This window comes from Nonomuraea aurantiaca, assembly GCF_020215705.1.
Lineage (GTDB): Bacteria > Actinomycetota > Actinomycetes > Streptosporangiales > Streptosporangiaceae > Nonomuraea > Nonomuraea aurantiaca.
Genome location: NZ_JAIWNB010000017.1, coordinates 96,013 through 121,362 on the forward strand (window position 1 = coordinate 96,013; position 25,350 = coordinate 121,362).

General features: G+C 70.0%; 28 protein-coding genes. 13 read left to right on the forward strand and 15 right to left on the reverse strand.

Annotated features, from left to right (window positions below):
* Window positions 1–293: 293 nt before the first annotated feature.
* The 3 genes from LDL49_RS33840 (at window position 294) to LDL49_RS33850 (ending at window position 2,631) form a co-directional block, all read left to right on the forward strand.
* Complete coding sequence (locus LDL49_RS33840) at window positions 294–1,568, forward strand: arginine deiminase (protein ID WP_225297204.1); 1,275 nt, start codon at window positions 294–296, stop codon at window positions 1,566–1,568.
* Window positions 1,569–1,685: 117 nt separating this feature from the next.
* Window positions 1,686–2,351: a MarC family protein gene (locus LDL49_RS33845; RefSeq protein WP_225297207.1), complete on the forward strand. Its 666-nt coding sequence runs from the start codon at window positions 1,686–1,688 to the stop codon at window positions 2,349–2,351.
* Between the two features lie 19 nt (window positions 2,352–2,370).
* Complete coding sequence (locus LDL49_RS33850) at window positions 2,371–2,631, forward strand: hypothetical protein (RefSeq protein ID WP_225297209.1); 261 nt, start codon at window positions 2,371–2,373, stop codon at window positions 2,629–2,631.
* 16 nt (window positions 2,632–2,647) lie between these two features.
* Here the strand turns inward: LDL49_RS33850 and LDL49_RS33855 are convergent, their stop codons facing one another.
* From LDL49_RS33855 to LDL49_RS33875, 5 genes are all read right to left on the reverse strand, one after another.
* The gene (locus tag LDL49_RS33855; RefSeq protein ID WP_225297211.1) at window positions 2,648–3,049 is read right to left on the reverse strand and encodes an ABC transporter permease family protein; all 402 of its coding nucleotides are present in this window, start codon (window positions 3,047–3,049) and stop codon (window positions 2,648–2,650) included.
* Window positions 3,050–3,159: 110 nt separating this feature from the next.
* Window positions 3,160–3,531 (reverse strand): carboxymuconolactone decarboxylase family protein, encoded by a 372-nt coding sequence (locus LDL49_RS33860; protein ID WP_225297213.1) that lies wholly within the window; start codon window positions 3,529–3,531, stop codon window positions 3,160–3,162.
* A complete protein-coding gene (locus tag LDL49_RS33865; protein ID WP_225297214.1) occupies window positions 3,528–4,364 on the reverse strand; it encodes an NAD(P)-dependent oxidoreductase in 837 nt (278 codons plus the stop codon). The genes LDL49_RS33860 and LDL49_RS33865 overlap by 4 nt, the downstream gene beginning before the upstream one ends.
* Entirely contained in the window at window positions 4,361–5,098 is a 738-nt protein-coding gene (locus LDL49_RS33870; RefSeq protein ID WP_225297217.1) for an SDR family oxidoreductase, read from the reverse strand. Before LDL49_RS33870 ends, LDL49_RS33865 begins: the two co-directional genes overlap by 4 nt.
* Window positions 5,098–6,576, reverse strand: a complete 1,479-nt coding sequence (locus LDL49_RS33875) for an aldehyde dehydrogenase (protein ID WP_225297219.1) — start codon at window positions 6,574–6,576, stop codon at window positions 5,098–5,100. The genes LDL49_RS33870 and LDL49_RS33875 overlap by 1 nt, the downstream gene beginning before the upstream one ends.
* 22 nt (window positions 6,577–6,598) lie before the next feature.
* Between LDL49_RS33875 and LDL49_RS33880 the strand changes: the two genes are divergently transcribed.
* A complete protein-coding gene (locus tag LDL49_RS33880) occupies window positions 6,599–7,276 on the forward strand; it encodes a hypothetical protein (RefSeq protein ID WP_225297221.1) in 678 nt (225 codons plus the stop codon).
* A 6-nt stretch (window positions 7,277–7,282) separates the two neighbouring features.
* Here the strand turns inward: LDL49_RS33880 and LDL49_RS33885 are convergent, their stop codons facing one another.
* The 7 genes from LDL49_RS33885 to LDL49_RS33915 form a co-directional block, all read right to left on the reverse strand.
* On the reverse strand, window positions 7,283–7,822 hold the full coding sequence (locus LDL49_RS33885; protein ID WP_225297224.1) for a Cif family virulence factor: 540 nt from the start codon (window positions 7,820–7,822) through the stop codon (window positions 7,283–7,285).
* 2 nt (window positions 7,823–7,824) lie between these two features.
* Window positions 7,825–8,016, reverse strand: a complete 192-nt coding sequence (locus tag LDL49_RS33890; protein WP_225297225.1) for a ferredoxin — start codon at window positions 8,014–8,016, stop codon at window positions 7,825–7,827.
* On the reverse strand, window positions 8,013–9,350 hold the full coding sequence (gene cyp51, locus LDL49_RS33895) for a lanosterol 14-alpha demethylase (protein ID WP_225297227.1): 1,338 nt from the start codon (window positions 9,348–9,350) through the stop codon (window positions 8,013–8,015). The genes LDL49_RS33890 and cyp51 overlap by 4 nt, the downstream gene beginning before the upstream one ends.
* Window positions 9,351–9,361: 11 nt before the next feature.
* Complete coding sequence (locus tag LDL49_RS33900; RefSeq protein ID WP_225297229.1) at window positions 9,362–10,138, reverse strand: SDR family oxidoreductase; 777 nt, start codon at window positions 10,136–10,138, stop codon at window positions 9,362–9,364.
* Between the two features lie 14 nt (window positions 10,139–10,152).
* Complete coding sequence (locus tag LDL49_RS33905; RefSeq protein ID WP_225297231.1) at window positions 10,153–11,352, reverse strand: cytochrome P450; 1,200 nt, start codon at window positions 11,350–11,352, stop codon at window positions 10,153–10,155.
* Between the two features lie 28 nt (window positions 11,353–11,380).
* Window positions 11,381–11,965: a TetR/AcrR family transcriptional regulator gene (locus tag LDL49_RS33910; RefSeq protein WP_225297233.1), complete on the reverse strand. Its 585-nt coding sequence runs from the start codon at window positions 11,963–11,965 to the stop codon at window positions 11,381–11,383.
* Between the two features lie 64 nt (window positions 11,966–12,029).
* On the reverse strand, window positions 12,030–12,791 hold the full coding sequence (locus tag LDL49_RS33915; protein ID WP_225297236.1) for a FadR/GntR family transcriptional regulator: 762 nt from the start codon (window positions 12,789–12,791) through the stop codon (window positions 12,030–12,032).
* A 184-nt stretch (window positions 12,792–12,975) separates the two neighbouring features.
* Here LDL49_RS33915 and LDL49_RS33920 point away from each other — a divergent pair, with 184 nt between their 5' ends.
* The 7 genes from LDL49_RS33920 to LDL49_RS33950 all read left to right on the forward strand — a co-directional run bounded on the left by LDL49_RS33920 (window position 12,976) and on the right by LDL49_RS33950 (window position 21,382).
* Window positions 12,976–14,214 (forward strand): ABC transporter substrate-binding protein, encoded by a 1,239-nt coding sequence (locus LDL49_RS33920; RefSeq protein ID WP_225297239.1) that lies wholly within the window; start codon window positions 12,976–12,978, stop codon window positions 14,212–14,214.
* Window positions 14,215–14,289: 75 nt separating this feature from the next.
* Window positions 14,290–15,225 carry a carbohydrate ABC transporter permease gene (locus LDL49_RS33925; protein ID WP_225297241.1) on the forward strand — a complete coding sequence of 312 codons (936 nt, stop codon included), beginning with the start codon at window positions 14,290–14,292 and terminating at the stop codon, window positions 15,223–15,225.
* Window positions 15,222–16,037 (forward strand): carbohydrate ABC transporter permease, encoded by an 816-nt coding sequence (locus tag LDL49_RS33930; protein ID WP_225297243.1) that lies wholly within the window; start codon window positions 15,222–15,224, stop codon window positions 16,035–16,037. The genes LDL49_RS33925 and LDL49_RS33930 overlap by 4 nt, the downstream gene beginning before the upstream one ends.
* Window positions 16,038–16,042: 5 nt before the next feature.
* Window positions 16,043–17,191, forward strand: coding sequence for a galactonate dehydratase (gene dgoD / locus LDL49_RS33935; protein WP_225297245.1), 1,149 nt, complete (start codon window positions 16,043–16,045; stop codon window positions 17,189–17,191).
* 48 nt (window positions 17,192–17,239) lie between these two features.
* The gene (gene manD, locus LDL49_RS33940; protein ID WP_225297247.1) at window positions 17,240–18,469 is read left to right on the forward strand and encodes a D-mannonate dehydratase ManD; all 1,230 of its coding nucleotides are present in this window, start codon (window positions 17,240–17,242) and stop codon (window positions 18,467–18,469) included.
* A gap of 95 nt (window positions 18,470–18,564) precedes the next feature.
* The gene (locus LDL49_RS33945; RefSeq protein WP_225297249.1) at window positions 18,565–20,862 is read left to right on the forward strand and encodes a polysaccharide lyase 8 family protein; all 2,298 of its coding nucleotides are present in this window, start codon (window positions 18,565–18,567) and stop codon (window positions 20,860–20,862) included.
* A gap of 139 nt (window positions 20,863–21,001) precedes the next feature.
* Window positions 21,002–21,382 (forward strand): hypothetical protein, encoded by a 381-nt coding sequence (locus tag LDL49_RS33950; protein WP_225297251.1) that lies wholly within the window; start codon window positions 21,002–21,004, stop codon window positions 21,380–21,382.
* Between the two features lie 223 nt (window positions 21,383–21,605).
* Here LDL49_RS33950 and LDL49_RS33955 read toward each other — a convergent pair whose 3' ends face one another.
* A complete protein-coding gene (locus LDL49_RS33955; RefSeq protein ID WP_225297253.1) occupies window positions 21,606–22,583 on the reverse strand; it encodes a site-specific integrase in 978 nt (325 codons plus the stop codon).
* Window positions 22,584–22,806: 223 nt separating this feature from the next.
* The gene (locus tag LDL49_RS33960) at window positions 22,807–23,226 is read right to left on the reverse strand and encodes an SbtR family transcriptional regulator (RefSeq protein ID WP_225297255.1); all 420 of its coding nucleotides are present in this window, start codon (window positions 23,224–23,226) and stop codon (window positions 22,807–22,809) included.
* 78 nt (window positions 23,227–23,304) lie between these two features.
* On the opposite strand from LDL49_RS33960, the gene LDL49_RS59365 reads away from it, so the two are divergent.
* Window positions 23,305–23,871, forward strand: coding sequence for an NmrA family NAD(P)-binding protein (locus LDL49_RS59365; RefSeq protein WP_225297257.1), 567 nt, complete (start codon window positions 23,305–23,307; stop codon window positions 23,869–23,871).
* 36 nt (window positions 23,872–23,907) lie between these two features.
* On the opposite strand, the gene LDL49_RS33970 is transcribed toward LDL49_RS59365, so the two are convergent.
* Window positions 23,908–24,549 carry a TetR/AcrR family transcriptional regulator gene (locus tag LDL49_RS33970; protein WP_225297259.1) on the reverse strand — a complete coding sequence of 214 codons (642 nt, stop codon included), beginning with the start codon at window positions 24,547–24,549 and terminating at the stop codon, window positions 23,908–23,910.
* 138 nt (window positions 24,550–24,687) lie between these two features.
* Between LDL49_RS33970 and LDL49_RS33975 the strand changes: the two genes are divergently transcribed.
* Entirely contained in the window at window positions 24,688–25,320 is a 633-nt protein-coding gene (locus tag LDL49_RS33975) for an NAD(P)H-dependent oxidoreductase (RefSeq protein ID WP_225297261.1), read from the forward strand.
* Window positions 25,321–25,350 lie beyond the last annotated feature (30 nt).

The following is a 25,350-nucleotide window of genomic DNA, read 5'->3' on the forward strand; positions in this document are numbered from 1 at the left end:
ACCGTTCCACAAGTGGAATGGTGATACCATGGCACAAGTGTCATGCCCTGTCGAGAGTCTTCTCGATGGATGATTTCGGCCCGTGCGCACAAGCCTGTTCATCGCGAAGTCCCGTTGGGCGGCCCCAAGCCCTGTCCGGCCACCTCAACCTTTTGACAAAGCATCACCGTCGGCCGATTGGCGCGGTCATCGCCGTGGAATGATGCCGAACGCGGCTTCGATCCCCGCACTGCCGTGTCGCGAGGCGCGGCCACCCTCCCCTTCACCGTGACCAATCCGCATGGGAGGACGTTGTGAGCACGACATTCGGAGTCCACTCCGAGGTGGGCACGCTGCGACAGGTGATCGTGCATCGGCCCGATCTCAGCCTCAAACGGCTCACCCCGGCCAACAAGGACGAACTCCTCTACGACGACGTGCTCTGGGTCAGCCGCGCCCAGATCGAGCACGACATGTTCGTCGATGTGATGCGCGGCCGCGGCATCGAGGTCTTCCACCACCAGCAGTTGCTCGCCGAGGCGCTGGAGGCCGCACCCGAGGCCAAGCGGCACGTGGTGGAGCGCACGGTCACCCACCTGACGGTGGGACCCTCACTCGTCGACGAGATCCGCTCCGAGCTGGCCTCCTGGAGCGGGGACAAGCTGGCCGAGCACCTGATCGGCGGGCTCACCAAGGAGGAGTTCGTCACCGCGGCCCAGGCCAGCCGCGCAGGCTTGGACGCCTGCTCCCTGGTCACCGCGATGGCCAGGACCGGGTCGTTCATCCTGCCGCCGCTGCCGAACTCGCTCTACCAGCGCGACCCTTCGGCCTGGCTGTACGGCGGGGTCTCGCTGAACCCGCTCTACTACCACGCCCGCCGCCTGGAGACGATCAACCAGAGCATCGTCTACCACTTCCACCCGATGTTCGCCGACGACGGATTCGCCTACTGGTACCCCCCGATGGGCGACGACGGCAACTTCGACGAGGAGGACTTCGGCCGCGCCTCGCTGGAAGGCGGCGACATGATGCCGATCGGCAAGGGCACCGTCGCCATCGGCGTCAGCGAGCGCACCAGCCCGATCATGGTCGAGCATCTGGCCATGGAGTTGTTCGCCGCCGAGGCCGCCACCAGGGTGCTCGCGGTCAACATCCCGCCAAGCCGCTCGTACATGCACCTCGACACCGTGTTCACCCTGCTGGACGTCGACAAGGCCACCGGCTACCCGCCGGTCGTGGAGAACGCGGCGGTCTACTCGCTGCGGCCCGGCGACAAGGAGGGCACTCTCGACGTGCACCGTGAACCGAACCTGGCCGCCGCCATCGAGGACGCACTCGGCATCGGCAAGCTCGACATCATCTCCACCGGCGGGGACGACTACCAGCGGGCCAGGGAGCAGTGGGACAGCGGCAGCAACTTCGTCGCCCTGGAGCCCGGCGTCGTGATCGGCTACCACAAGAACGAGTACACCAACAGGAAGCTGCGCGAGCACGGCGTGGACGTCATCGAGATAGAGGGCTTCGAGCTGGGCAAGGGCCGGGGCGGCGGGCACTGCATGACTTGCCCGATTCTGCGCGACCCCGTCTAGCAGCCGAAGCGAGAAGGCGCGGGCCAGCGTCCCCCGCGCCATCCCCCCGCCACCGGCCGCGACCGTTCCCGCCCAAGAGGGTCGGTTGCCGGCATCGCCGCAGCGGGGAGGACCGCGATGACCCATCCAGCAATCATTCTCTTCCTAGCCCTGTTCGGGCTCTACAGCCCCGTCGCCGCGCTCGCCTCCTACCTGCCGATCGTCCGGCCCTACGACCACAAACAGGTCAACCGGCTGGCGCTCGGACTCGCCGTCAACGTCGCGGTCTTCGTCCTGGCGGCGCTATGGATCGGCGAGCCGCTCCTCAAACTGCTCGGCATCAGCACCGCCGCGCTGACCGCCACCGGAGGCATCGCCCTGGCCTACGCCTCCATCCCGCTGATGCGCGGCAAGGCCGGAGCCGTAGAAGAGCTGGAGAAACTCCAGGAAGAGGAGCAGCTGGGCAGCACACTGCCACCCGAGCCGGTGCCGGACCCCAAGTCCATCCTGTACACCCCGCTCACCTTCCCGTTGACCATCGGCGGCACCACCTTCGCCTTCGGCGTCGCCGCCTCGGCGGCGGCGGCCAACGTGCCCGACAAGATCACGCTGTCAGTCGCCGCCCTGTGCTTCGCCGTGATCACCGGGCTGACGCTGTACATGTCCGGCCACGTCCAACGGCGTATCTCGCTCAAGGGAGCCATGCTCCTGGACCGGATCGCGGGCATCCTGCTCACCGCCATCGCCGTCATCCTGCTCGCCAACGGCTTCACCGACCTGGTCACCGCGCGCCTCAACCAGTGAATGAAGCGTCGGGCGCGGCGTGCCCGATGATCTCGCGAGCGATCTTCGCGGGTACGGCGGCCGTCGCCATGTGCGCGACGTCGTCGAGGATCAGCAGGCGCGCCCCCGGTATGCCGGCCACGTAGAGCTCCTGGCCGGCGGGAGGGGTGGCGACGTCGGCCGCACGCTTCCCCTCGCGGACGCGGTCGGCTCGCCGATCGAGCACGGCTACGCCGGCTCGATCGGCTGCGAGTACGTGCCGGGCGGCCCCACCGCCGACACGCTGGGCTGGGTCGACTAGCTACGGCCTCAAGGGCTCACCCGGCTGTTGCCGCTACGAAGGTGAACGAACCGGACGGGACGTTGTACAGGGCGTACTGACCCTCCATCCGCAGGAACGTGGCCCGGGGCGGGCTGCCGGGCCGCCGTTGCAGCACGAAGGCGGCCATCGCGGCGAAGACCACGATCAGCGCGACCGACACCACGGTGAGGACCGTGCTGTTGACGTAGGCGCGCAGCAGCACGTAGTCGCGGGCCTCGATCACTTCGGTGAAGTTCTCCACCAACCGCCAGTTGACCGGCCAGGCGAAGTCCAGGTCGAGCGCCTGCACGGGATCCTTGACCGCCGTCAGCAGCATGAGGGCGAACGGGACGAGGAAGAACACGGTGGCCAGGACCAGCGCGACCGCCTCGGCGGCGAGCCGTCGCGACGCTCTCATACGGCGACCTGCCTTCTGCCCAGGAACCAGGTGAGCGGGACGATGATGGCGGAGACGACCAGGAACAGCAGCAGGGTGAGTGAGGGTGAGCGCGACGTGTCATGCCCGGCTCAGCCGGACTTCAGCCGCTTCTCGTGCTGGGCGATGAGGGTGTCGATCTGGACGCTGAGTTTGGCGCCCAGGGGCCAGCCGATGTAGTGGGTCAGGAAGATGGCGATCTCGCGGAGCTCGGCGGCGGTCAGCTCGGAGTTGCTCAAAGCCGCCGGAATCTGGATGTCCAGGACGTCGTTCAGGCCCCTGCCGGCCAGAGCGCCGAGCAGGAGCAGCCGGCGGTCGCGCATGGACAGACCCGGGCGGGCCCAGATGTCGGCGAACAGATGGTCCACGGTGATGCCGAAGAAGTCGCCCGGGGCGTCGTCGATGTCCCAGCCGTAGACCTGGCGCATCATCTCCAGGCCCCGCTGCCGCCTGTCGTCGGTCATGACGGGTCCTCCTGGGGAAGGCCGAGGCCGGTGGCCAGGCGCTCGGCCGAGAGCCTGGCGAGGGGAGTGTCGACGCCGAGCTCGGCGGCGAGTTCGAGGGCGAGGGACAGGTCCTTCTCGCCGAGCGCCCGCACGTGGCTCATGATCTCGTACAGGGGGTCGTCGGGAGCCAGGGGCGTCGTGGTGCGGCGGATCATGATGGCGCCGGGGCCGCCGGTGACGGCGTCGGAGTGGCGGACGATCCGGGCGAGCCTGCCGAGCGGGACTCCGGCAGCCTCGGCCAGGCGCTGCGCCTCGGCGGCGGCCGCGAAGGAGACGAAGTGGAGCAGGTTGCGGGCGAGCTTGGCGCGGGTGCCCGCGCCGACCGGCCCCATGTGCAGGACGAGGTCGGCCCAGGCGCCGAAGACCTCCTTCACCTGCTCGAACGCGGTCTCGGTCGCGCCGACCATGACCGCGAGGGTGCCCGCCGCCGCGCCCATGAAGCCGCCGCTGACGGGGGCGTCGACGACCTCCACCCCGTACGGACCTGCCTCGGCGGCCAGCCCGATGGCGGTATCGGCACGGATCGTGGAGTGGATGGCGATGACGGTGCCGGGATCGGCCGCGGCGAACAGCGCGGCGCAGACCGCGTTCACCTGGGCGTCGTCGCGGACCATGATCGAGATGAGCCCGGCGCGGGCCACGTCGGCGAGGTCCGCGGCGGGCCGCGCGCCTTGGGCGACGAGGGGTGCCATCACCTCGGGACGGCTGTCGTAGACGATCAGGCCGGGTCCGGCGAGGTGTCCGGCCATGGGGGCGCCCATCTGGCCGAGCCCGACGAAGCCGTACGTCATGCGCGGAACACCTCGCCGCCGTCCACGTTGAAGATCTGTCCCGTGATCCAGGACGCCTCGTCCGACAGCAGGAACAGGCACATCCCGACGAGATCGTCCGGGGTGCCCATCCGCTTGAGGGCGAGCTTGTCCCGTACGATCTTGGCCGACATCCCGGTGGGCACGACCGCCCGGTGGGCTTCGGTGTCGATCGGGCCGGGCGCTATGGCGTTGACCCGGATGCCGAGTGAGCCCAGCTCGTGCGCGAGTTGCTGGGTGAGGCCGTTCACGCCCGCTTTGGCCAGGCCGTAGAAGCCGGAGTACTGCCAGGCGGCGGTGGAGGACTGGTTGACGATCGCGCCGCCGCCGCGCTCGGCCATGGCGGCGTGGCAGGCGCGGGCGCACAGGAGCGCGCCGTCCATGTTCACGGCCATGAACTTCTTGTAGTAGTCCCAGTCCACGGTGAACAGGAAGTCCAGCCTCATGGCGCCGAAGATGGCGGCGTTGTTGACCAGGTGGTCGATCCCGCCGTACGCCGCCACGGCCGCGCCCGCCATCGACTCGGTGGACGCGGGATCGGACACGTCGGTACGGACGAACAGCCCCTTGATGTCGTCGGCCACCGCCGCGCCCCGCTCGCTGACGTCCGCCACGACCACGCTCGCGCCCTCGGCGGCCAGCGCCCGCGCGTACGCCTCCCCGATGCCCTGGGCCGCGCCCGTGACAATGGCGACCTTGCCCGCAAAGCGTCCCATCACCCTCCTTCCGCGATCACCTTGGTCTCCAGGTACTCCTCGAAGCCGGCGACGCCCATCTCGCGACCGACGCCAGACTGCTTGTAGCCGCCGAACGGCACGTCCGCGGCGTACCAGATGCCGCCGTTGACGCTGACCGTGCCGGTGCGCAGCCGCCGCGCGACCGCCCGCGCCCGCTCCACATCGCCGCCGTGCACGGCGCCCGACAGCCCGTACGGGGAGTCGTTGGCCAGCCGTACGGCGTCGTCGTCGCCGTCGTGGGGCAGGATCACCAGCACCGGGCCGAAGATCTCCTCGCGGGCGGCCCTGGACCGGTTGGTGAGGCCGGTGATCAGGGTGGGCTCGATCCAGAAGCCCTTGTCCCGGTCCGAACGGTGGCCCCCGGTGGCGAACGAGCCGCCCTCCTCGGCCGCGAGCTTCAGGTAGCCCTCGATCCGGTCGCGCTGACGGGCGGAGATGACCGGGCCGCAGACGGTGCGGTCGTCGGAGGGGTCCCGGGCGCCGAGCTTGGCCATGGTGTGGGCGGTGATCTCCACGGCCTCGTCGTGGCGGGCGCGGGGGACCAGCAGCCGGCTGGTGATCGCGCAGCCCTGCCCGGCGTGGGTGATGCCGGTGAAGGCGGCGTACGAGCAGGCGGTCCTGAGGTCGGCGTCGTCCAGCACGATGAAGGCCGACTTTCCGCCCAGCTCCAGGAACACCTTCTTGAGGTTCTCGGCGGCGCCGCGCATGACCTCGCGCCCGGTCGCCGTGGAGCCGGTGAAGGAGACCAGGTCCACGCGTGGATCGGTGGCCAGCCGCGCGCCGAGGGCGTGGTCGCGGCCGGTGACGATGTTCACGACGCCCGGCGGGGTGTCGGTCTCCTCCGTGAGTAGCCGGCCGAGCGCCGCGGCGCACCACGGGGTGTCCGGGGCGGGCTTGAGCACCACCGTGTTGCCGGCGGCCAGCGCCGGGCCGAGCTTGGCCAGGTTGATCTGGTGCGGGAAGTTCCACGGGGTGATCGCGCCGACCACGCCCACGGGCTCGCGCAGCAGACGGCGCTCGCTGACCATCCCCATCGGCGCGGCCCGGCCCAGGTCACGGGTCCATGCGTAGGTCTCGGCGAGGTCGGCGAACCAGCCGAGGTCGGCCACGGGCGCGTCGAGCTGCGCCCCGTACGTCAGGAACCGCGGCGCCCCGACCTCTCGTACGGTGAGCTCGCGCAGCTCGTCGGCGTGCCGGACGAGGGCCTCCCGGAGCTGGCGCAGGCAGCGGACGCGCAGGGGGAGGTCGGCGGCCCAGCCGTCGAAGGCGCGGCGGGCGGCGGCGATCGCCGTGTCGAGGTGGCCGAGCGTGGCGTCGGCGGCCGTGCCGATGACCTCCTCGGTGGCGGGATCGAGCGTCTCGAAGCGTTCGTCGCACGTGACAAGCTCGCCGTCGATCAGGAGGGGGGAGCCGCGCTCCGCCCACTCGTCGAGCAAGCGTCTGCTTGTTATGGACACTTGTCCAGACTACAGTTCACATGTGGCTGTGCAAAGGGATGACTATTCCGGCGCGTTCGATCCCGGCTTCCGGTTCGAGGACCTGTCGAAGCAGGCGCTGGTCCGCCTGGTCAGGGAGTACGCTCTCATCGCCCATCTGCTCGACCGAGCCTCGCTCATCGCGGTCGGGCTGAAGTACGGGCAGCGGGATGTCGAGGAGATCGCCATCCAGGAGTGGCGTGGTGCCAGCCCGGTCTACACCGAGCGGATCCGCGAGATCATGAGGATCGACGGCGACGGGGTGTCGGCCATCTTCAAGTGCCTGCAGCTCGACCCCGGCTTCGCGCAGCACTACATGGACGTCGAGTACGAGCTGATCGACGAGTCGCACGGCTTCTTCCAGCTCCGTACGTGCGGGGCGCTGCTCGACGTGGAGCCGTTCGGCGAGCGGGCGATCCGCGGCATGTGCCACCACATCGAGGACGGCACGTTCGACTGGACCGCCCAGGCGGTCAACCCCAGGGCACGCATCCGGCCGGTGCACCGCCCGCCGCGCGTCCCGGCGGGCCGGGTGCCGCACTGCCGCTGGGAGGTCGTCATCGACGACGAGACCGAGCCGGTCGGCGAGGACCCGATCACCGCGATGACGCGCGGCACCACCGCGGCCCGCTTCCGCTTCCCGCCGATGCGCGACGGCACCCCGCACGTGCCGCCCCCATAGGGGCCCTCACCATAGGGGCACGGGCGTCTCCGGCCTGGCGTAGTAGCCGGGGATCGGCGCGCCGGAGGCCGCCCGGTCCAGGCGCCGGCGCATCCCGTCCGACAGCACCCCGGCCTTCATCATCTCGACGAACACCGAAGTGACGTTGCCGAGGTCGAACCAGTCACGCTGCCAGCGCCACTGGAAGCCGCCGCCGTACTTGAACCAGCTTCCGCCGATCCCGGCGACCTCGTACGGGCTGCCGTCGGGTCGCCGGGCGTCGGCCACCTGCTTCCAGAACCCGACGACCTCGCCCTTACGCTCGTCGATGAGAATGCTCTGGTACGGGTACGACCAGCCGTCCAGGCCGCCCATCTCCGAACCCAGGGCGAGGTCGCGGATCTCGTCCCTGCCGACCGCCATGAAGTCCTGGCCGGGGCCGATGTTCCAGCCGTAGGTGGCGTCCTCGGTGTAGAGCTCGGCCAGCGGGCGCCAGTCTCCCAGCTCCTCGCACCGCCGATTGGCCGCCAGCCAGCGGCCTACCATCTCCTCCAGCTCGTCACGCATGGTCAACCTCCCAGCTTGAGTGCTCGCGTCGGGCAGTAGCGGACCGCGGCCTCGACCTGGGCGCGCAGCGACTCGCCGGGCTCGTCCACGAGGATGCGGACCTTGCCCTTGCGCGGGACCTCGAAGACCTCCGGTGCCTCCAGCTCGCACATGGCGTGGCCCTGGCACAGGTCCAGGTCGGCCCGCACCTTCACGATGTGCGCCTCTTGTAGCGGACCAGGCACGGCCGGGCGAGCTGGACGACCATCTTGGAGTGGTCGTCGCGGTACGACTCCGGGTCCTGGGCCGGCTCGAACTCCCAGTCCCGCAGCAGCACCGAGAAGATCGCCTTGAGCTGGATCATCGCGAAGTTGGCGCCCACGCAGCGGTGCCGGCCGGCGCCGAACGGCACCCAGGTCCACCGATTGATCAGGTCCTCCTCGCGCGGCTTGGCGTACCGGGCGGGGTCGAAGCGGTCGGGCTCAGGGAAGTCCCCGGGGATCCGGTTGGAGACCGCCAGACTGCACCCGACCAGGGTCCCGGCGGGGATGCGGTAGCCGAGCACCTCGTGGCCGGACTTGGCCACCCGCAGCAGCAGGATCAGCGGCGGGTGCAGCCGCAGCGCCTCCTTGATCGCCGACTCCAGCAGCGGGATCTCGCGCAGCGCCTGGAAGCTGATCTCCGAGCCGTCGGCGTACAGGTCGTCCAGCTCCCGTACGACGCCGTCCAGGACGTCCGGGTGGCGCAGCAGCTCGATCAGCGTCCAGGCCGCGGTGCCGGAGGTGGTGTGGTGCCCGGCGAACATCATCGAGATGAACATCCCGGTGATCAGATCCGCGGAGAAGCGAGGCGTCCCGTCGTCCGCCCGGATCGACATCAGCACGTCGAGCAGGTCACGCTCCTCGCGGGGCGGGCGCGGCGCGGCGGCCCGGCCCTCCATGATGCCCTCGACCAGCGCCACGAGCTTGGTGCGGGCGGCGTCGCGACGGCGGAAGCTGTCGATGTCGGCGTGCGGATCGACGTAGGCGATCGCGTCGGTGCCCCGCTCCAGATCGTGGTAGAGCTCGGCGAAGCGGCGGTCGAGCTGGTCGCGGAACCGCTTGCCGATCAGGCACGCCGAGGAGGTGTAGATGGTCAGCTCGGCGAACCAGTCGAGCAGGTCGATCTCGCCCTCCTCGCCCCACGCGGCGACCATCGCGTCCACCTCGGCGGCGATCGTCGCGGCGTGGCCCTTGAGGAAGGAGCCCTTGAGCGCCTGATTGTGCAGGGCCTCGCGGCGCTGCTCGGGCGTGGCGTCGAAGAGCACGCCCTCGCCGAAGATCGGCGTCATGAAGGGGTACGCCTCGGCCTGGTCGAGCTCCTCGTCCGGGGCGCGGAAGAAGAACTCGTTCGCCTCGGCCCCGGACAGCAGCACCACCGGGCGGCCGGCCAGCCGGAACTCCCCGACGTCGCCGCACTCCTCGCGTACCCGGCGCATCAGGCCGATGGGGTCGCTGCGCAGCTCGTCGAGGTGGTCGGGGCCACCGGAGACGGTCGCCGGATCTTTCATGACCGGATTTCTCATGACTGGACCGCCCTTTCCGGCTGGACCTCGACCAGCGTCAGATGGACGCCGCGCGGCGCGGTCGCCACGGTCACGATCACCTCGGCGACCTGCTCGGGCTTGAGGAAGTACGGATGCCGGGCCAGACCCCACGCCGCCCAATCCTCCAGCACGGCGGTGGTGGTCTCGGCGTCCCAGGTCGTGCCCATCCCCGTCATCGTCGGGCCGGGCCGGACCACCGACACCCGCACGCCGGAGCCCTCCAGCTCCATCCGCATGGCCCGGGCCATCCCCTCGATGCCGTTCTTCGCCGCCACGTACGCGCCCATGCGTGGCCGCGGCGACGGCACCACGTCGGAGGAGACGAACACGATGTCCCCGCGCGCCCGGGCGACCATGCCGGGCACCACCTGTGACACCAGCCGGTGCGCGCCGACCAGGTGCACCTGGAGCTGCGCGGCGAACGCCGCCGAATCGAGCTCGTGGACCCGCTCGGCGCTCAGGTCCCCGGCGCCCGAGACGACGATCTCCGCATCGCCGAACGCGTCTGCGGCCGCCGCCACGTACGCCTTGACCGAGTCGGAGTCGGAGACGTCCAGCGGGAGGGCGACGGCCTGGCCGCCCTTCTCGCGGATGGCCGTGGCGATCTGCTCGCACCGGTCCACGCGGCGGGCGCCGAGGGCCACGGGATGACCGGCGGCGGCGAGCAATGTGGCGGTGGCGGCGCCGATCCCGGACGAGGCCCCGGCGACCAGCGCGGGGCGGCGTTCCGGGTGGGGGGCGAATCGGGGCATGAAGGCGGGCCTCCTCATCGGGGGGTGACGGTCATGGGTAAGGCTGCGAAGCCTCTGACGTTGACGGAGTGCACGCGTACAGCCCGGCCGGCGTCGAGGTCGTAGTCCCGGACCACGCGGACGAACTCGGTCAAAGCCAGCCTCGCCTCCAACCGGGCCAGGTTGGCGCCGAGGCAGAAGTGCCTCCCGCCGCCGAAGCTGATCAGCGGCGCGGTGTCCCGGTCCAGGTCGTAGGCATCGGGGTCGGGGAACGCCCGCTCGTCGCGGTTGGCCGCCCCGATCAGCAGCAGCATCCGCGCGCCGGCCGGGACGCGGGTGCCGTACAGCTCGGTGTCCTCGGTGACCGTGCGGGCGATCATCTGGCTGGAGGTGTCGAACCGCAGCGTCTCCTCGACCCACGCGGGCACCTGGCCCGGGTCGGCCAGCGCTTTGGCCAGCTGCTCGGGGTTGCGCCAGCCCCAGTACAGGGCGTTGGCGAGCAGCTTGGTGGTGGTCTCGTTGCCCGCCACGACCATGAGGAACAGGAACGCGATGACCTCCTCGTCGGTCATCCGGTCCTGGCCCTCCCTGGCGGCGAGCAGCGCAGAAGTGAGATCGGGCCCCGGTCGGCGGCGGCGTTCGGCGACCAGGTCCTGGTAGTAGCCGGCCAGCACGAGCGCGGCCTCCATGCCGACCGGCGGGATGTCGTTGAGTCCCTCATCGCGGTGCACCACCAGGTCGGCCAGCCGCCGGACCTCGTCGCGGTCGGCCTCGGGGACGCCCATCAGCTCGGAGACCACGTCCATCGGGAGCCTGCCCGCGAAGTCGGCGATCACGTCGAACTCGCCCGCCGCCACCGCCGGGCCGAGGTATCGCCTGGTCAGCCGCAGGATGTCGGCCTCCAGCTCGCGCACCCGCCGCGGCGTGAAGCCCTTCGAGACCAGATTGCGCATCCGGGTGTGCGTGGGCGGGTCCATGGCCAGGAACGACATCGTCCGGTGCGCCGCCGGGCCCCACGCGCTCGGGTCGAGGGAGACGCCGTTGACGCTGGAGTAGCGCGCGTGGTCCCGGAAGGCGGCCGACACGTCGGCATGCCGGGAGATGGCCCAGAAGTCGAGCTCGTCGTTGCGGTAGAGCGGAGCGTGGTCGCGCAGCCACCGGTACGCGGGATAGGGGTCCTCGTGGATCGCGTAGTCGTACGGGCTGTAGTCGTACGTGCTGTGGGGGGCGGACACGGCGATCACCTCACAGGATCGGTTCGCCTTACAGAAGCAGCTCGGCCACCTCGGCGAGCCGGTCGGCCATTTCGGCGTACGAGCTGTAACCCATGCCCGCGTGCACGAGCGCCCCCGCGTACGCGAACTCCAGCGCGTTGAGAATCCGGGCGTCCGACGCCGACGGCTCGGCATCGGGGTTCAGCGCGGTCCGCAGGCGGCGGCGGATGGCCTTGCCGATGCGCAGCCGCAGCTCCTGAACGTCCGGATCGGTGCCGAGCAGCGCGCTCGTACAGGCGGCGGCGAGCCGGGGATCGTCGGAGACCAGCAGCGCGATCTCCCGCAGCACGGCGATCACCCGCTCCCGTGGCGCCTCCCCGGACGGCTGTATCGGCGGCAGCGCGCTCAGCCGCCGCCAGAACACCTCGGTGATGAGATGGTTCTTCGAGGTGAAGTACGTGTAGGCGGTGGCCGGCGCCACCCCCGCACGACGTGCCACGTTGCGCACGGTGAACCCGTCGAAGCCGCTCGCCCGGACCTCCTCGACCGCCGCGTCGGTGAGACGACGCACCGTGTCGGCCTGCCGGTCGGACAGCCGGCGGCGGGTGGACTCCGTCATCAATTCGCCGGACATGTGTCCAGACGCTAGTTCAGGCATGTCTCCGGCGCAAGAGCCGGCACTGTCGGCTCGTCGCCGGTCAGGCGCCGCCCGGCTCGACGGCCTGCTCCCACATCGACTTCATCTCGGCGAACCCTTGCTCCATGATCCCCACCATGGCCTCCCGGGCCCGCTCGCCGTCGCGCCGCTGGATCGCCTGGGCCACGTCGGTGTGCAGCTGCAACGCCTGCTCGTCCGGGTTGTGCGGCATCAGGTGGTAGTGGTGCCGGCCGGCGAGCACCTCGGCGACGATCAGCTGCAGTTTCGCGAACATCTCGTTGCCGGAGGCGGCCAGCACCCGCCGGTGGAATTCGATGTCCAGGGTGAGGAAGCGCGCCTCGTCGCCGGCCTTCCCCGCGGCCCACATCTTGGCCGCCAGGCCGACCAACTCGCTCGCCTCGTCGTCGTCGATCCGCCCGGCGGCCAACCAGGCGGCGTGCGGCTCGATCGCGGTCCGTAGCTCGGTGATCGAGCGCATCTGCGCCATCCGCCCGGCCGAGGCGAGCCGCCAGCGGATCACCTGTGGATCGAAGACGCTCCACCCCTCGGCGGGCTGGATCATGATCCCGACCCGGCGCCGGGTCTCGATGAGTCCCATGGAGGCGAGCACGCGCAGCACCTCGCGGATCACCGAGCGGGAGACCTGATAGCGGTCGACCAGGTCGTCGATGCTCAGCACGGAACCGGCGGCCACGTCGCCGCTGCAGATGGCCGTGCCGAGGCGGTCGAGGACTCGTGCGTGCAGCCCGGCTTCGGCAGGGGCGTGCTGAGTGGGTAGGCCCCCTGGGGAGGACTGATTCACGGCATAGAGCATATCAGTTGCCGACGGACCCTTGAATAAGTCAGCTTTTTTGTCCTAGCATCCCGTCATTAAGCAGATGTTACGACAGCGTGGCGCACTTCCGAGGGCGGCAGTCATGACAGAAAGGAGAGACGACGTGCGACGTCTATCAATATTCGGTACGTCTCTGGCCATGGTTGCCGCCATGAGCCTGTCCGCCTGTGGCGGTGGCGGCGACAGCGGCGCGTCCAAGACGGTCCGGGTCACCCTGGCCAACCACGTGTGGACGGAGAACATCAAGAAGGCCCTGCCCGAGTTCGAGAAGCAGACCGGACTCAAGGTCGAGGTCACCCAACTCGGCGAGGACCAGCTCTCCGACCAGTACAACGTCAAGCTGAACGCCGGCTCGTCCGACATCGACGTGATGATGTACCGCCCCCTCCAGGAGGGAAAGCTCTTCGCCAAGAACAAGTACCTGGCCGACCTGTCGGACCAGGTGAAGGCGAACAAGGAGTGGGACTTCAGCGACTTCCAGGCCGGCCCGGTGGAGGCCACCACATACGACGGCAAGCCGGTCGGTGTCCCGATCATCACCGAGCAGGAGGTCCTCTACTACCGTAAGGACCTGCTCGGCAAGGCCGGCCTGAGCGCCCCGCCGAAGACCCTCGACGAGCTGAAGGCCGCCGCCGCCAAGGTCAAGGCGGCCGACCCGGGCGTCGCCGGCTTCGTCGCCCGTACCGGCAAGTCGCCGGCGGTCACCCAGTTCTCCAGTTTCCTTTACAGTTTCGGCGGCGACTTCGTCGACGGCAGCGGCAAGGCCGCGGTCAACAGCGACGCGGCCAAGCAGGCGTACGCCTACTACGGCGGGCTGATCAAGGACTCCGGCCCGGCGAACGTCAGCACCGACATGGGCTGGCCCGAGGCGATGGCCATCTTCACCCAGGGCAAGGCCGCCTTCTACACCGAGGCGAACTCGCTCTACAAGAACGCCACCGATCCGGCCAAATCCAAGGTCTCGGACCAGGTCGGCTTCGCGCCGTTCCCGGCCGGCCCGGCCGGTTCGAAGCCGTACAACATCCCGTCGTGGGCACTGGGCGTCAACTCCAGTTCGGAGAACACGAGCAACGCCTGGAAGTTCATCGAGTGGGCCACCAGCAAGAACCAGACGCTCACCCAGCAGAAGTCCGGCGTGCCGGGCGCCCGTAGCTCCGTCTGGGCCGACCCGGAGGGCATCTCGACCTTCCCGAAGGACCTGGCGGAGGCCATCAAGGCCAGTACCAAGTCCGGGGTGGGTCATGACCGGCCGCTGGTCGTGAAGGTTCCCGAGGCTCGCGAGATCGTCGGCCAGCCGATCGTCGACGCGATCACCGGCAAGGACGCCGCGGCGGCCGCCGACACGGCCAACGCCGCGTTCCAGAAGTTCCTGGACGACGAGGCCAAGTAAGTGGCGCACGTGGGTGGCGGGAACGAGCACCCGCCACCCACGTACCCCGCAGGCCCGCGCACCACTGGAGACCTCATGGCAACGATCACCACCACCAAGGCGCCGCCCAGCGCCCCCGATACGCCCGGCTGGGTGCGCTGGGTCAACGACCACCGCAAATGGCTCTTCGCCGCGCCCGCGATGACCTTCGTCGCCGCGCTGCTCGTGTTCCCCCTGGCCTGGACCGGCTACCTCAGCCTGACCGACGCCGAGGGATCCGTCCGCGCGGAGAGCGAGTTCGTGGGAGTCCAGAACTACCTCGACGTCTTCTCGGACACCGCCCGGTTCTGGCCCGCCGTCGGGCGGACCGTCACCTTCACCGTCGTCGCGCTGCTGTTCGAGGTGGTCCTCGGGATGGCGATCGCCCTGCTGCTCTGGCGGCCGTTCAAGGGGCAGAGATGGGTCCGGGTCGCCATCCTGATGCCGCTCGTCGCCACCCCGGTCGCGGTCGGCATGATGTGGCGGCTCATCTTCGACCCGAACATCGGCATGGCCAACCAGATCCTCGGCTGGGTCGGCATCGGGCCGCAGCCGTGGCTGGCCGGCCAGCACACGGCCCTGCCCACCACGATCTTCATCGACGTGTGGCAGTGGACGCCGATGGTGACGCTGATCCTGCTCGCCGGGCTCACCTCGCTGTCGGACGAGCCGCAGGAGGCGGCGCGGATCGACGGCGCCACCACCTGGCAGCGTTTCCGGCACGTCACCCTGCCGCTGCTGATGCCCACGCTGACGGTGGCGATCCTGCTGCGCGGCATCGACGCGCTGAAGACCTTCGACATCCTCTACGCCACCAAGGGCCGCGGCGGCGGTTCGTTCCACGAGGTAGAGACGCTCAACGTGTACGCCTACGGCCTCAGCTTCGACTACAACGAGTACGGCGTCTCCTCCACCGTCCTCATCCTCTTCTTCCTGATCATCATCGGGGCGATGTGGGCCCTGACCGCCCGGCGCAAGGAGGCCAAGCGATGAAGCCCCGTCCCGCGTACCGGGTGTTCCGGGTGGTGGCGCTCGCCTTCGTGGTGCTCTCCCTGCTCGCGCCGCTGCTCTGGATGATCGCCGCGTCGTTCAAGACCAACGTCGACATCTACGACCCGGGCAAGGCGCTGGCCTTCTCGCCCACCATGGGCAACTACGCCAAGGTGCTCCAGCAGGCCAACTACGTCGAGTTCATCGTCAACAGCCTCTGGGTGGCGTTCGCCGCCACCGTGGCGTCGCTGATCCTCGGCCTGCCGGCCGCGTACTCGATGAGCCGGTTCAACATGAGGAAGTCCGCGCTGGTGGTGCTGATGGCCCGGGTCATCCCCGGTGTCTCGCTGCTGGTGCCCTGGTATTACGTCTTCTCCAACCTGAAGATGGTCGGCGGCTTCGGGGTGCTGATCCTCAGCCACATGTTCGTCGCGCTGCCGCTGGTGGTCTACATCATGATGGGCTACTTCGACAGCCTGCCCGAGGAGCTGGAAGAGGCGGGGCTGGTCGACGGGCTGACCCACATCGGCGCCTTCCGCCGCATCATGCTGCCGCTGTCCGTACCGGGTATCGCCACCGCCGGCATCCTGTCCTTCATCTTCTCGTGGAACAACTTCATGTTCGCGCTCGTGCTCTCCGACGCGGACACCAAGACCCTGCCCGTGGCGATCTTCGACTTCGTCGGCTACGCCAGCATCGACTGGGGCGGCCTGATGGCCGCGGCCACCGTGGTCACCCTGCCGATCATGGTGATCGCCCTGTTCGTGCAGAAGTACGTGGTCTCCGGCCTCACCGCCGGCGCGACAAAGGGCTGACCGGTATGACGACCATCGCCCGCATAGAGACCTTTCTCGTCGCCCCCCGCTGGCTCTTCGTCCGGATGGAGACCGACTCCGGGATCGTCGGCTGGGGTGAGGCCACCTGCGAAGGGCGCTCCGAGACCGTCCGCGCCGCCGTGGACCAGCTCGCGGAGCTGCTGATCGGCCGGGACGCGCTGCGCATCGAGGACCACTGGCAGGTGCTGACCAAGGGCTCGTTCTACCGGGGTGGCCCGATCCTGGCGAGTGCCGTGGCGGGCCTCGACCAGGCCCTCTGGGACATCGCCGGCAAGCACTTCGGCGCCCCGGTGCATCAGCTGCTCGGCGGCCCGGTCCGGGACCGGATCCGGGTGTACGGCTGGGTCGGCGGCGACGAGCCCAGCGAGGTCCGCGACCACATCGCCGCCCAGGTCGAGGCCGGGCTCACCGCGGTGAAGATGAACGCGTCCGGCAAGATGAGCCCGGTCGCCTCGGTCGCCGAGCTGAACGACGTGGTCGCCCGGGTCGCCGCCGCCCGCGAGGTGCTCGGCGACGAGCGCGACGTCGCCGTCGACCTGCACGGGCGGTTCACCCTGGCCAACGCCCGCCGGGTGGCGCCGCTGCTGGAGCCGTATCGGCCCCTGTTCTTGGAGGAGCCGGTCGTCCCGGAGAACTCCCACCTCATCGGCGAATTCGTCCGCTCGACCACCATCCCGGTGTCGACCGGGGAACGGCTCTACAACCGGCAGGAGTTCCTGCCCGTCCTCCAAGCCGGCATCGCGGTCGCCCAGCCGGACCTCTCGCACGCCGGCGGCATCACCGAGGTACGCAAGATCGCCACCCTCGCCGAGGTGTACGACGTGCAGCTCGCCCCGCACTGCCCGCTCGGCCCGATCGCCCTCGCGGCCTGCCTGCAGATCGGCTTCGCCACGCCGAACTACCTCATCCAGGAACAAAGCATCGGCATCCACTACAACCTTGGCGCCGAGGTCCTCGACTACTGCCTCGACAAGACCCCGTTGACCTTCGTGGCCGGGCACGTCGAGCGGCTCACCGCACCCGGCCTGGGTATCGAGGTCGACGATCAGGCGGTCCGCGCCGCCGACAAAACAGGACACGCCTGGCGCAGCCCCATCTGGCGGCACCGGGACGGTTCCTACGCGGAATGGTGAACGTGACCTCTCGGCCGCACCGCCGCCACCTGTGAGAAAGGCATCTGTGTGAAGATCATCGCAGCGGACGTCGTCGTCACCAGCCCCGACCGCAACTTCGTCACCCTCAAGATCACGACGGATGAGGGGATCAGCGGGCTGGGGGACGGCACACTCAACGGGCGGGAGCTGGCGGTCGCGTCGTACCTCGCCGACCACGTCGTCCCTCTCCTGCTCGGGCGGGACCCGCATCGCATCGAGGACACCTGGCAGTTCCTCTACCGCTCGGCGTACTGGCGGCGAGGACCCGTCACCATGGCCGCCATCGCGGCCGTGGACGTGGCGCTGTGGGACATCAAGGCCAAGGCCGCCGGGATGCCGCTCTACCAGCTACTCGGCGGAGCCTCCCGGAGCGGGATCATGGCGTACGGGCACGCCTCGGGCCGGGACCTGCCAGAGCTGTTCGACTCGATCCGCCGGCACCTGGAGATGGGTTACCGGTCGATCCGGGTGCAGACCTCCGTACCTGGCATCAACGCCGTGTACGGCGTGGCCGCCCAGCCCAGTGTGGACGGCAAGCGGTACGACTACGAGCCGGCCCAGCGCACCGCGCTGCCCGCCGAAGAGGACTGGGACACCCGTGCCTACCTGCGCCACCTGCCCGGCGTCTTCGAGGCGGTGCGCAACGAGTTCGGGCCCGAGCTGCCGCTGCTGCACGACGGGCATCATCGGATGACCCCGATCCAGGCCGCCAAACTCGGCAAGGCCCTTGAGCCTTACGACCTGTTCTGGCTGGAGGACTGCACGCCGGCCGAGAACCAGGAGGCGCTGCGCCTGGTGCGCCGGCACACCACCACTCCGCTGGCCATCGGCGAGGTCTTCAACACCGTGTGGGACTACCAGACCCTGATCCGCGAACAGCTCATCGACTACGTCCGCTCCGCCGTCACCCACACCGGGGGGATCACGGCCATGCGGAAGCTGCTCGACTACGCCGCCCAGTACCAGATCAAGTCCGGCATCCACGGCCCGACCGACATCTCGCCGGTCGGCATGGCCGCCGCCCTGCACCTGGACCTGGCGATCCACAACTTCGGTATCCAGGAATACATGCAGCACGGCCCGGCGACCAACGAAGTGTTCCAGCAGTCGTTCAGCTTCACCGACGGCTACCTGCACCCCGGCGGGCTGCCGGGACTCGGCGTGGAGCTCGATGAGAAGGCCGCGGCGCGATTCCCGTACCAACCGGCGTACCTGCCGTTCAACCGGCTGGCGGACGGCACCGTCCATGACTGGTGAACGCGGCGGATCCTGTCGGCGCGGTGATCCGGGCCGTGGGTAAGTCGACATATGATCCTTTGAGCTGATATTCGCCCGATTGTCGGAAGGCCGCCATGACCCACCCCCTCAGCCGGCGGTCCGCCCTGCTGGGCACCTCGGCCGTGGCCGGCCTCGCTCTCTGGGACAGACCGGCGGAGGCGGCCGGCACCGCCACGGTCGGTGCCGCCACGTTCGACGCCGCGCGTGAACGATGGGTGAGCCTGCTGGCCGGCGGGTCGTACGACTCCGTCTACACCGACAAGGCGCAGGCGGTCGACGGCTCGGCCAACGCGGTGCTGCGCAAGCTGAAGCCCGCCCCAGGCCGCCCGAGCCTGTGGCCCGACCTGCCGCTCGACGACCCCCGTACGGGCAACTTCAACCGCGCCTACAACCGCATGCGCACGCTGGCGCTGGGCTGGGCCACGCCGGGCACCACCATGCACCGGGACGGGCAGGTCGCCGAGACCGCGATCATGGCGCTGGACTTCCTGTACGAGCACGCCTACCACGAGGGGCTCGACCGGCGGGGCAGCAACTGGTACTGGTGGGAGATCGGCGTCCCCCGCGCGCTGACCGACACCTGCGCCCTGCTGTACGACGGCCTGCCCAAGGACCGCCTCGAGCGCTGGCTGCGCCCGTTGCGCCGCTGGTGCCCCGACCCCGAGCGCCGCGTCAGCCACCCGGGCGTCGTCGAGACCGGCGCCAACCGGGCGGGCAAGGCCACGGCGGTGGCGATGCGCGGATTGCTCACCCACGACGCCCGCCTCATCAAGCGGGCCAGGGACGCGGTCTCCGACCTGCTGCGGCCGACCAGGGGCCCCGGCGACGGCTTCTACCGTGACGGGTCGTTCATCCAGCACGACGTGTACCCCTACACCGGCAGCTACGGCGTGGACTACCTGGAGAGCGTGGCCAAGCTGATCGCCATGCTCGCGAGGTCACCGTGGGAGATCAGCCGAATCGGCAACGTCTACGACCTCGTGGATCGCTCCTTCGCGCCGTTCATCTTCGACGGGCTGATGATGGACTGTGTACGCGGCCGGCAGATCTCGGTGCAGGGCCACCGCGACCACCACTCGGGAGAGAAGGCGGTCGAGTCCATCCTCACCCTGCTGGAGGCGGCGCCCGAGCGCTATGCCCAGCGCTGGCGACCGCTGGTGAAGGGCTGGCTCACCCGCAACCAGGCCGCCCCCACGCTCCCAGCGCTGGCGAGCATCGCCGGGGCCAAGGCCCTGCTGGAGGACCCGTCGGTGCCGGTGGGCCCACGCATGACCGGGACGTACGTCTTCGCCGACATGGACCGGGTCGTGCACCGCCGTCCGACCTGGGCCTACGCGATCGCGATGAGCTCGGAGCGCATCGGCGCGGCCGAGGCCATGAACCAGGAGAACCTGCACGGCTGGTACACCGGCGACGGCATGACCTACCTCTACACCGCCGACCTCACCCACTGGAACGACGACCTGTGGCCCACGATCGACCCGCACCGGCTGCCGGGCACGACGGTCGACACGCGCAGACGCGCCGATCTCCCGTACGGCAAGCGCCGCCTGCCACCCACCCCGTGGGCGGGCGGCGTGGCGCTCGACGGCGAGTACGGCGTGGCGGCCATGAAGCTGATCGCCGACGGCTCCTCGCTGCGGGCCAAGAAGGCGTGGTTCCTGCTCGATGACGCGGTGATCGCCCTCGGCACCGGCATCGCGGCCTCCGACGGCCGCCGCATCGAGACCATCGTGGAGAACCGCAACACCCACGACTGGCATCCGCCGCTGACCCGGGGCGACGGCTGGGTCCACCTGTCCGGTGTGGCCGGCTACGCGCTGCTCGACGACGCCGAGGCGAAGGTGGTCCGCGACCAGCGCACCGGCCGCTGGCGCGACATCGACAAGGGCGCCACCACCGGAGGCGACACCACCCCCGTCACCAGGCACTACACGACGATCCTCATCGACCACGGCGTCGATCCGCGCAAGGCGCGCTACGCCTATGCCGTCCTGCCCGACGCCTCCGTCGCGCAGACCGCGGCTTACGGGCGGCTGATCAAGATCCTCGCCAACTCCCGGGCGGTGCAGGCCATCTCCCGCGACAACGTGCTCGCCGCCGTCTTCTGGCGCGCGGGGACCGTCGAGACCGCGGACGGACCGCTGACCGCCGACGGCCCCTGCACGCTGCTGATCCGCCGCGACCACCAGCGGGTACGGCTGGCGGTCTCCGACCCGTCCAGGACCGCCGACGAGGTGAAGATCACGCTGCCCTGGCGGGTGAAATCGGTCGGGAAAAAGGACCGCAGCGTGCGCAAGTCCAAGCACGCGGTCAAGGTGGAAGTCGGTGGCAGCCGCGGGCACGCCCACACGGCGGAGGTCCACGTCTGAGGCGCAAGGGCAAGTCCGGCTGAGGAACGGTGAACAGCCGTCGGCACTCGCGAACTTTCCCTCGTGCCGGAGCGACGAACTACGAAGTCGACCACTACGGAGGCAGTAGATGACTTCGCCCTTGGCTGTGGAACCATCGTTGACCCGCTCGCACCGGTTGCGGCGGCTGAAGGGACTCGGGCTGGTCGTTCTCGGCATCGCGCTGGGTGTGGTGCTGTCCGTCGCGGTGCGGTGGCCGCGGTCCGAGGTGGTCTATCGCAGCGACCAGCCGGCCACTGTGGCCTACGACGACGATTCGAAGCATCTGCTGGCCTTGATTCGCCGGAGTGCCCTTCTCGGGGAGTCGCACCAGATCTTCGTCGGCCGGGACACCAGCCTTTCTTATGGCCATTGGGTGGACATCGAAACGTCCGCCGACTCTGTCAAGACGACAGAGTGGACGACCGCCGGGGTACGGGTGCTTTTCAACACCGGGCACGAGCTCTTCATCCCCGCCAAGTACTTCATCGGCGGAAGGTGACCCCGGCCGGGCGAACGCTCAGCGACCCCCGGACCGTCCAGAGACGGGGTTTCGTCGAGCAGGACCCCGCGGGGTACGACAGAGTACGCCAGACTGTTCGCTCTTCAGGCGTCCGGTTACCACGCCGAGACCGCAGCCGGGCGCTGACCCGCTCGGCCCGTCGGTTACGCTCGCTCGGCCCGCCAGACAGGCCCCCCGGCCCGCCGGCTGCCCGGCCCGCCAGTTACGGGCGCGCGAGCCCGGTCACCGTGCGGGCGCGCAACAGGTGCGGGTGCAGGAGTTCGGCTCGTTGCCTGTCTACGCCGGCGGCGAGCGCGGCGTCGGTGAGCGCGGCCCCGAGCCATTCGAGGTCCACGCTCCGGCCGTCGTCCCGCCTGATCAGCGGCTCTCCAGGGGCCCGGCTGCCGCACAGCGCGCGCAACAGGTGGCGGACCTCCGGCGACACCGGGAACGCGACGACGCCATCACGGCCGTTGCGCAAGGTGATCAGGGTCAGCCGGTCGGCGGGGGCCGAAGGGCGGACATCGTGGGCGGTCAAAGCGGCCAGCGCCTCCACGGAGGCGCCGGTGGCCTCCAGCAGCGCGACGGCGAGGGCCTCGGCCCACCGGCCGTCGTCGGCCAGCCGCCCGGCACCTGTTCGCAGCAGGCGCCGTTCGGCCGGGGTGAGCGGCGGCGTGCCGGTCACGCAGCGGTGAGACCGATCAGCGCCGGTTCGCCGGGCGAACGCGTAGAAGGAGGCCAGCGTGGCCCGTCTCCGGATCACCGTCGCCCTGGTCAAGGGCTTGCCGGAGGTGCGTACGCCGGTGGTGAGGGCGGTGTAGCAGTAGGCGTCCAGTTGGGCCTCGGTGGCGGTGAGCAGGCCGAGGGCCGGCTCGGCGGTGTGCAGCCAGCGCAGGAACGAGGCCAGGACCCGCAGCCGTGTCTGTCGCAGGGGCGCGGAGGGCTTCTCGCGAAGCCAGGCCGTCACCGTCCGCCGGGTCGGCGGATCCAGCGCGTCCACAAGATCGACGTCGGCGGCGGGGACCTCGCCCCCGTCACCAGGGCGCAGGCGCGGCCGTAATCCCGGGATCTGCCCGACGCCGACCGGCTCTGGATGGCGCGCGGGTCTCATGGGGTCGCCGTCGAGAAGGGGAGACGCGAGGCCGCCCCCGAACGCGCGCGGGACTCGCGCGGTGGTCTCCGCTTCGACCATGCTCAGCACGCGGCCGACGCCGTGACCAGGTCGGCGTTGAACATCGCGGCAGCCTCGCCGGCCGACCCGAGGGCGCGGCGGCCCGTGCCTGACAAACCCATCATGAACTCGATCATCTCATGGAGCGTCGCCAACAATCCTCGCTGCCCCGGTGGACAGCGGCTGTCAGCTTTGAGCGCAGCCGCCGGGCACCACCGGTGGATGGTGGCATGCGTAGAGCCGGGAGGCCGAGTCAGCGGGCGTTCGTCGCTGCTCGGCTCACTGGAGAGTGCTCGGTGGGCGAACTCTTCAGGACACCGCCGAGGGTGAGCCGCAACAGCCGGCGAGCGCTGTCGGGATCGCCGTCGGAGGCCACGGAGATGGCGTTGGCCAGGGTTATGAGGTCGTGGGTCGTCGCCTCGGTGCGCAGGACGCTCGCTTCCTCCGCGTCCGTCACCAGACGCGTCGCCGCATCACGTATCAGGCCGTGGCAGCTGTCTTCCGCGGCGACAGCGCAGTCCGGGGTCGACAGCAGGGCCGTCGCGAGTCCGCGTGCGGTCGCGGTGTACGTCGTCACTTCCTCGAGCCACGCGGCGAGCGCATCGCCGGGAGCCAGGCTGTCGGCGAGCTCTCGGGCCCGACGGCTGAGCCGTTCCACGCCCTCGTGGAACACCGCGTTGAGCAGGTCGTGTCGCGAGGGGAAGTGCCGGTGCAGGGTGGCTGAGCCGACACTCGCGCGGATTCATCATTCGTGCTGGTCACCGGGGCGACCGGTCGAGAGGGCGGGGCGACCGCGCGGGCCCTGCTCCGAGCGGGAACGGACGTGCACGCTCTTGTACGCGATCCCACCTCGCCGCGCGCACAGGAGATCGCCGCTCACGGTGCCACGCTCGTGACGGGCGACCTGGAGGACCCGGCTTCGTTGCTGACGGCCCTCGACGGGGCCCGAGACGTGTTCTCGATGCAGATGCCCGACCTGGCCGATCTCATGGGCGACTCGGAGGTGCGGTACGCCGGCAATCTCGCCGCGGCGGCGCAGAAGGCCGGCGTCGAACAGATCGTGCACACCTCGGTGTCGGGGGCAGGCCAGCCGCGATCCTCTCCGAGGTCCGCGGAAAGCCCATCACCCTTCCCGCCGACCTGTCGGAGGTACGGGCCGCCGGCCTGCGCAGCGAGTATGTCCTGTCGCAGCAGTACGCCAGCCTGCACCCCGCACCGGCGCGTCCCGAGTTCGCCCACGCCCTCGCGATCCCGGCCACGACCTTCACCGACTGGGCCCACGCCACCCTCTGAACACGACGTTCCCCACGGGCCTTGACCTCTACAGGCCGGACGCCATCGCCGCTGCCGTGAGCTAACAGCTGTGTGACGGCGTTCGGAAGAGACGTTCGATGATGGTCTGCCAGCTGTCGGCCAACGGGACGGAGGCCGGGGTGGGGTCGGCCGGGACGGGTGGCGTCATGCCCAGATAGAGCAGGATCGGGCCTTCGAGGGCGGCGGTGAGCTGGACGGCCAGACTGTCGAGGTCGGCGAGGTCCAACTGCCCGTGTTGGCGTGCCTGCCCCAGGAGCATGCGGATGTGCACCCGGGAGAGGTTGTGCTCGCCGACGGGGACGGGCTGGTTGCGGTCCAGGGCCGCGCGGACGATCGCGTGGTGGTCGAGCAGAAAGGCGATGCGGGCCCGGCCGTAGGCGATCAGCCGCCGCACCGGGTCGGCTCCGGGGCCGAGCGGCGGTGGCCCGCCCATGACGGCCTGCTGGAAGGCGCGGTCGTCCTCGTCCACCAGGGCCTGGAAGATTCCCGCGCGGGTGCCGAACCGGCGAAAGACGGTCCCTTTGCCCAGGCCGGCCCGTTCGGCCAGGCCGTCCATGGTCACCTTCTCCACCCCGTGCTCGGCGATCATCTCGCGGGCCACCTGGAGCAGTTGCAGACGGTTGCGTGCCGCGTCCACGCGTTCGGCACGGGGACGACCGAAGGGCACCACAGGGAGATCCACAAGTTCTCACCCTACCCCTGGAGTAGAAAGCGGGGTAAAGTCCGCTTATGCTGAGGCGAGTCACGGCACTGGCACCCCGGCCAGACCCGCCGCCGACCCCGCTGAGCCGCATGACGCGGCACTCCAAAGGAGACGATCATGAGCCTGTTCCGGCTGGACGCCAGCATCCTTCCCGGCACCTCTTCCAGCGCCGAGCTCGCCGACCTCGTCGAAGCCGAGTGGACCGCGACCCGGCCCGGTGTGCCCGTGGTGCGCCGTCACCTGGCCACCGACCCGCTGCCCGCCGAGGCATGGGCGCTCGCGGCGACCGCGGGATTCACCCCCGAGCCCGACCGCACCCAGGCGCAGCGCGACGCGCTCGCGCTGGCCGTGCGGCTCGCGGCCGAACTGGAGGCGGCCGACGCGGTCCTGCTGGCCGTGCCGCTGTACAACTACGGGGTCTCCCAGCACTTCAAGACCTGGGCCGACCTGGTCATCGCCGGGGCGGGCACCGGCACCCCGGTGCTCAAGGGCAAGCCGACCGTGCTGGCCACCGTACGTGGGGGCGGCTATGGACCCGGCACCCCACGCGAGGGCTGGGACCACTCCACCCCGTACCTGACGCGGGTCCTGGCTGACATGTGGGAGGCCGACCTCACCGTCGTCGAACGGGAGCTCACTCTCGCCGCCGCAAATCCGGCCATGGAAGCGCTGCGCCCGCTGGCCGCGCAGCTGCACGGCGACGCCCTCGCCGCCGCCCGCGACGCGGGCCGAGAGCTGGCCGCCAAGTAGCCGCACGCACTGGTCGCGAATTGACGTGTC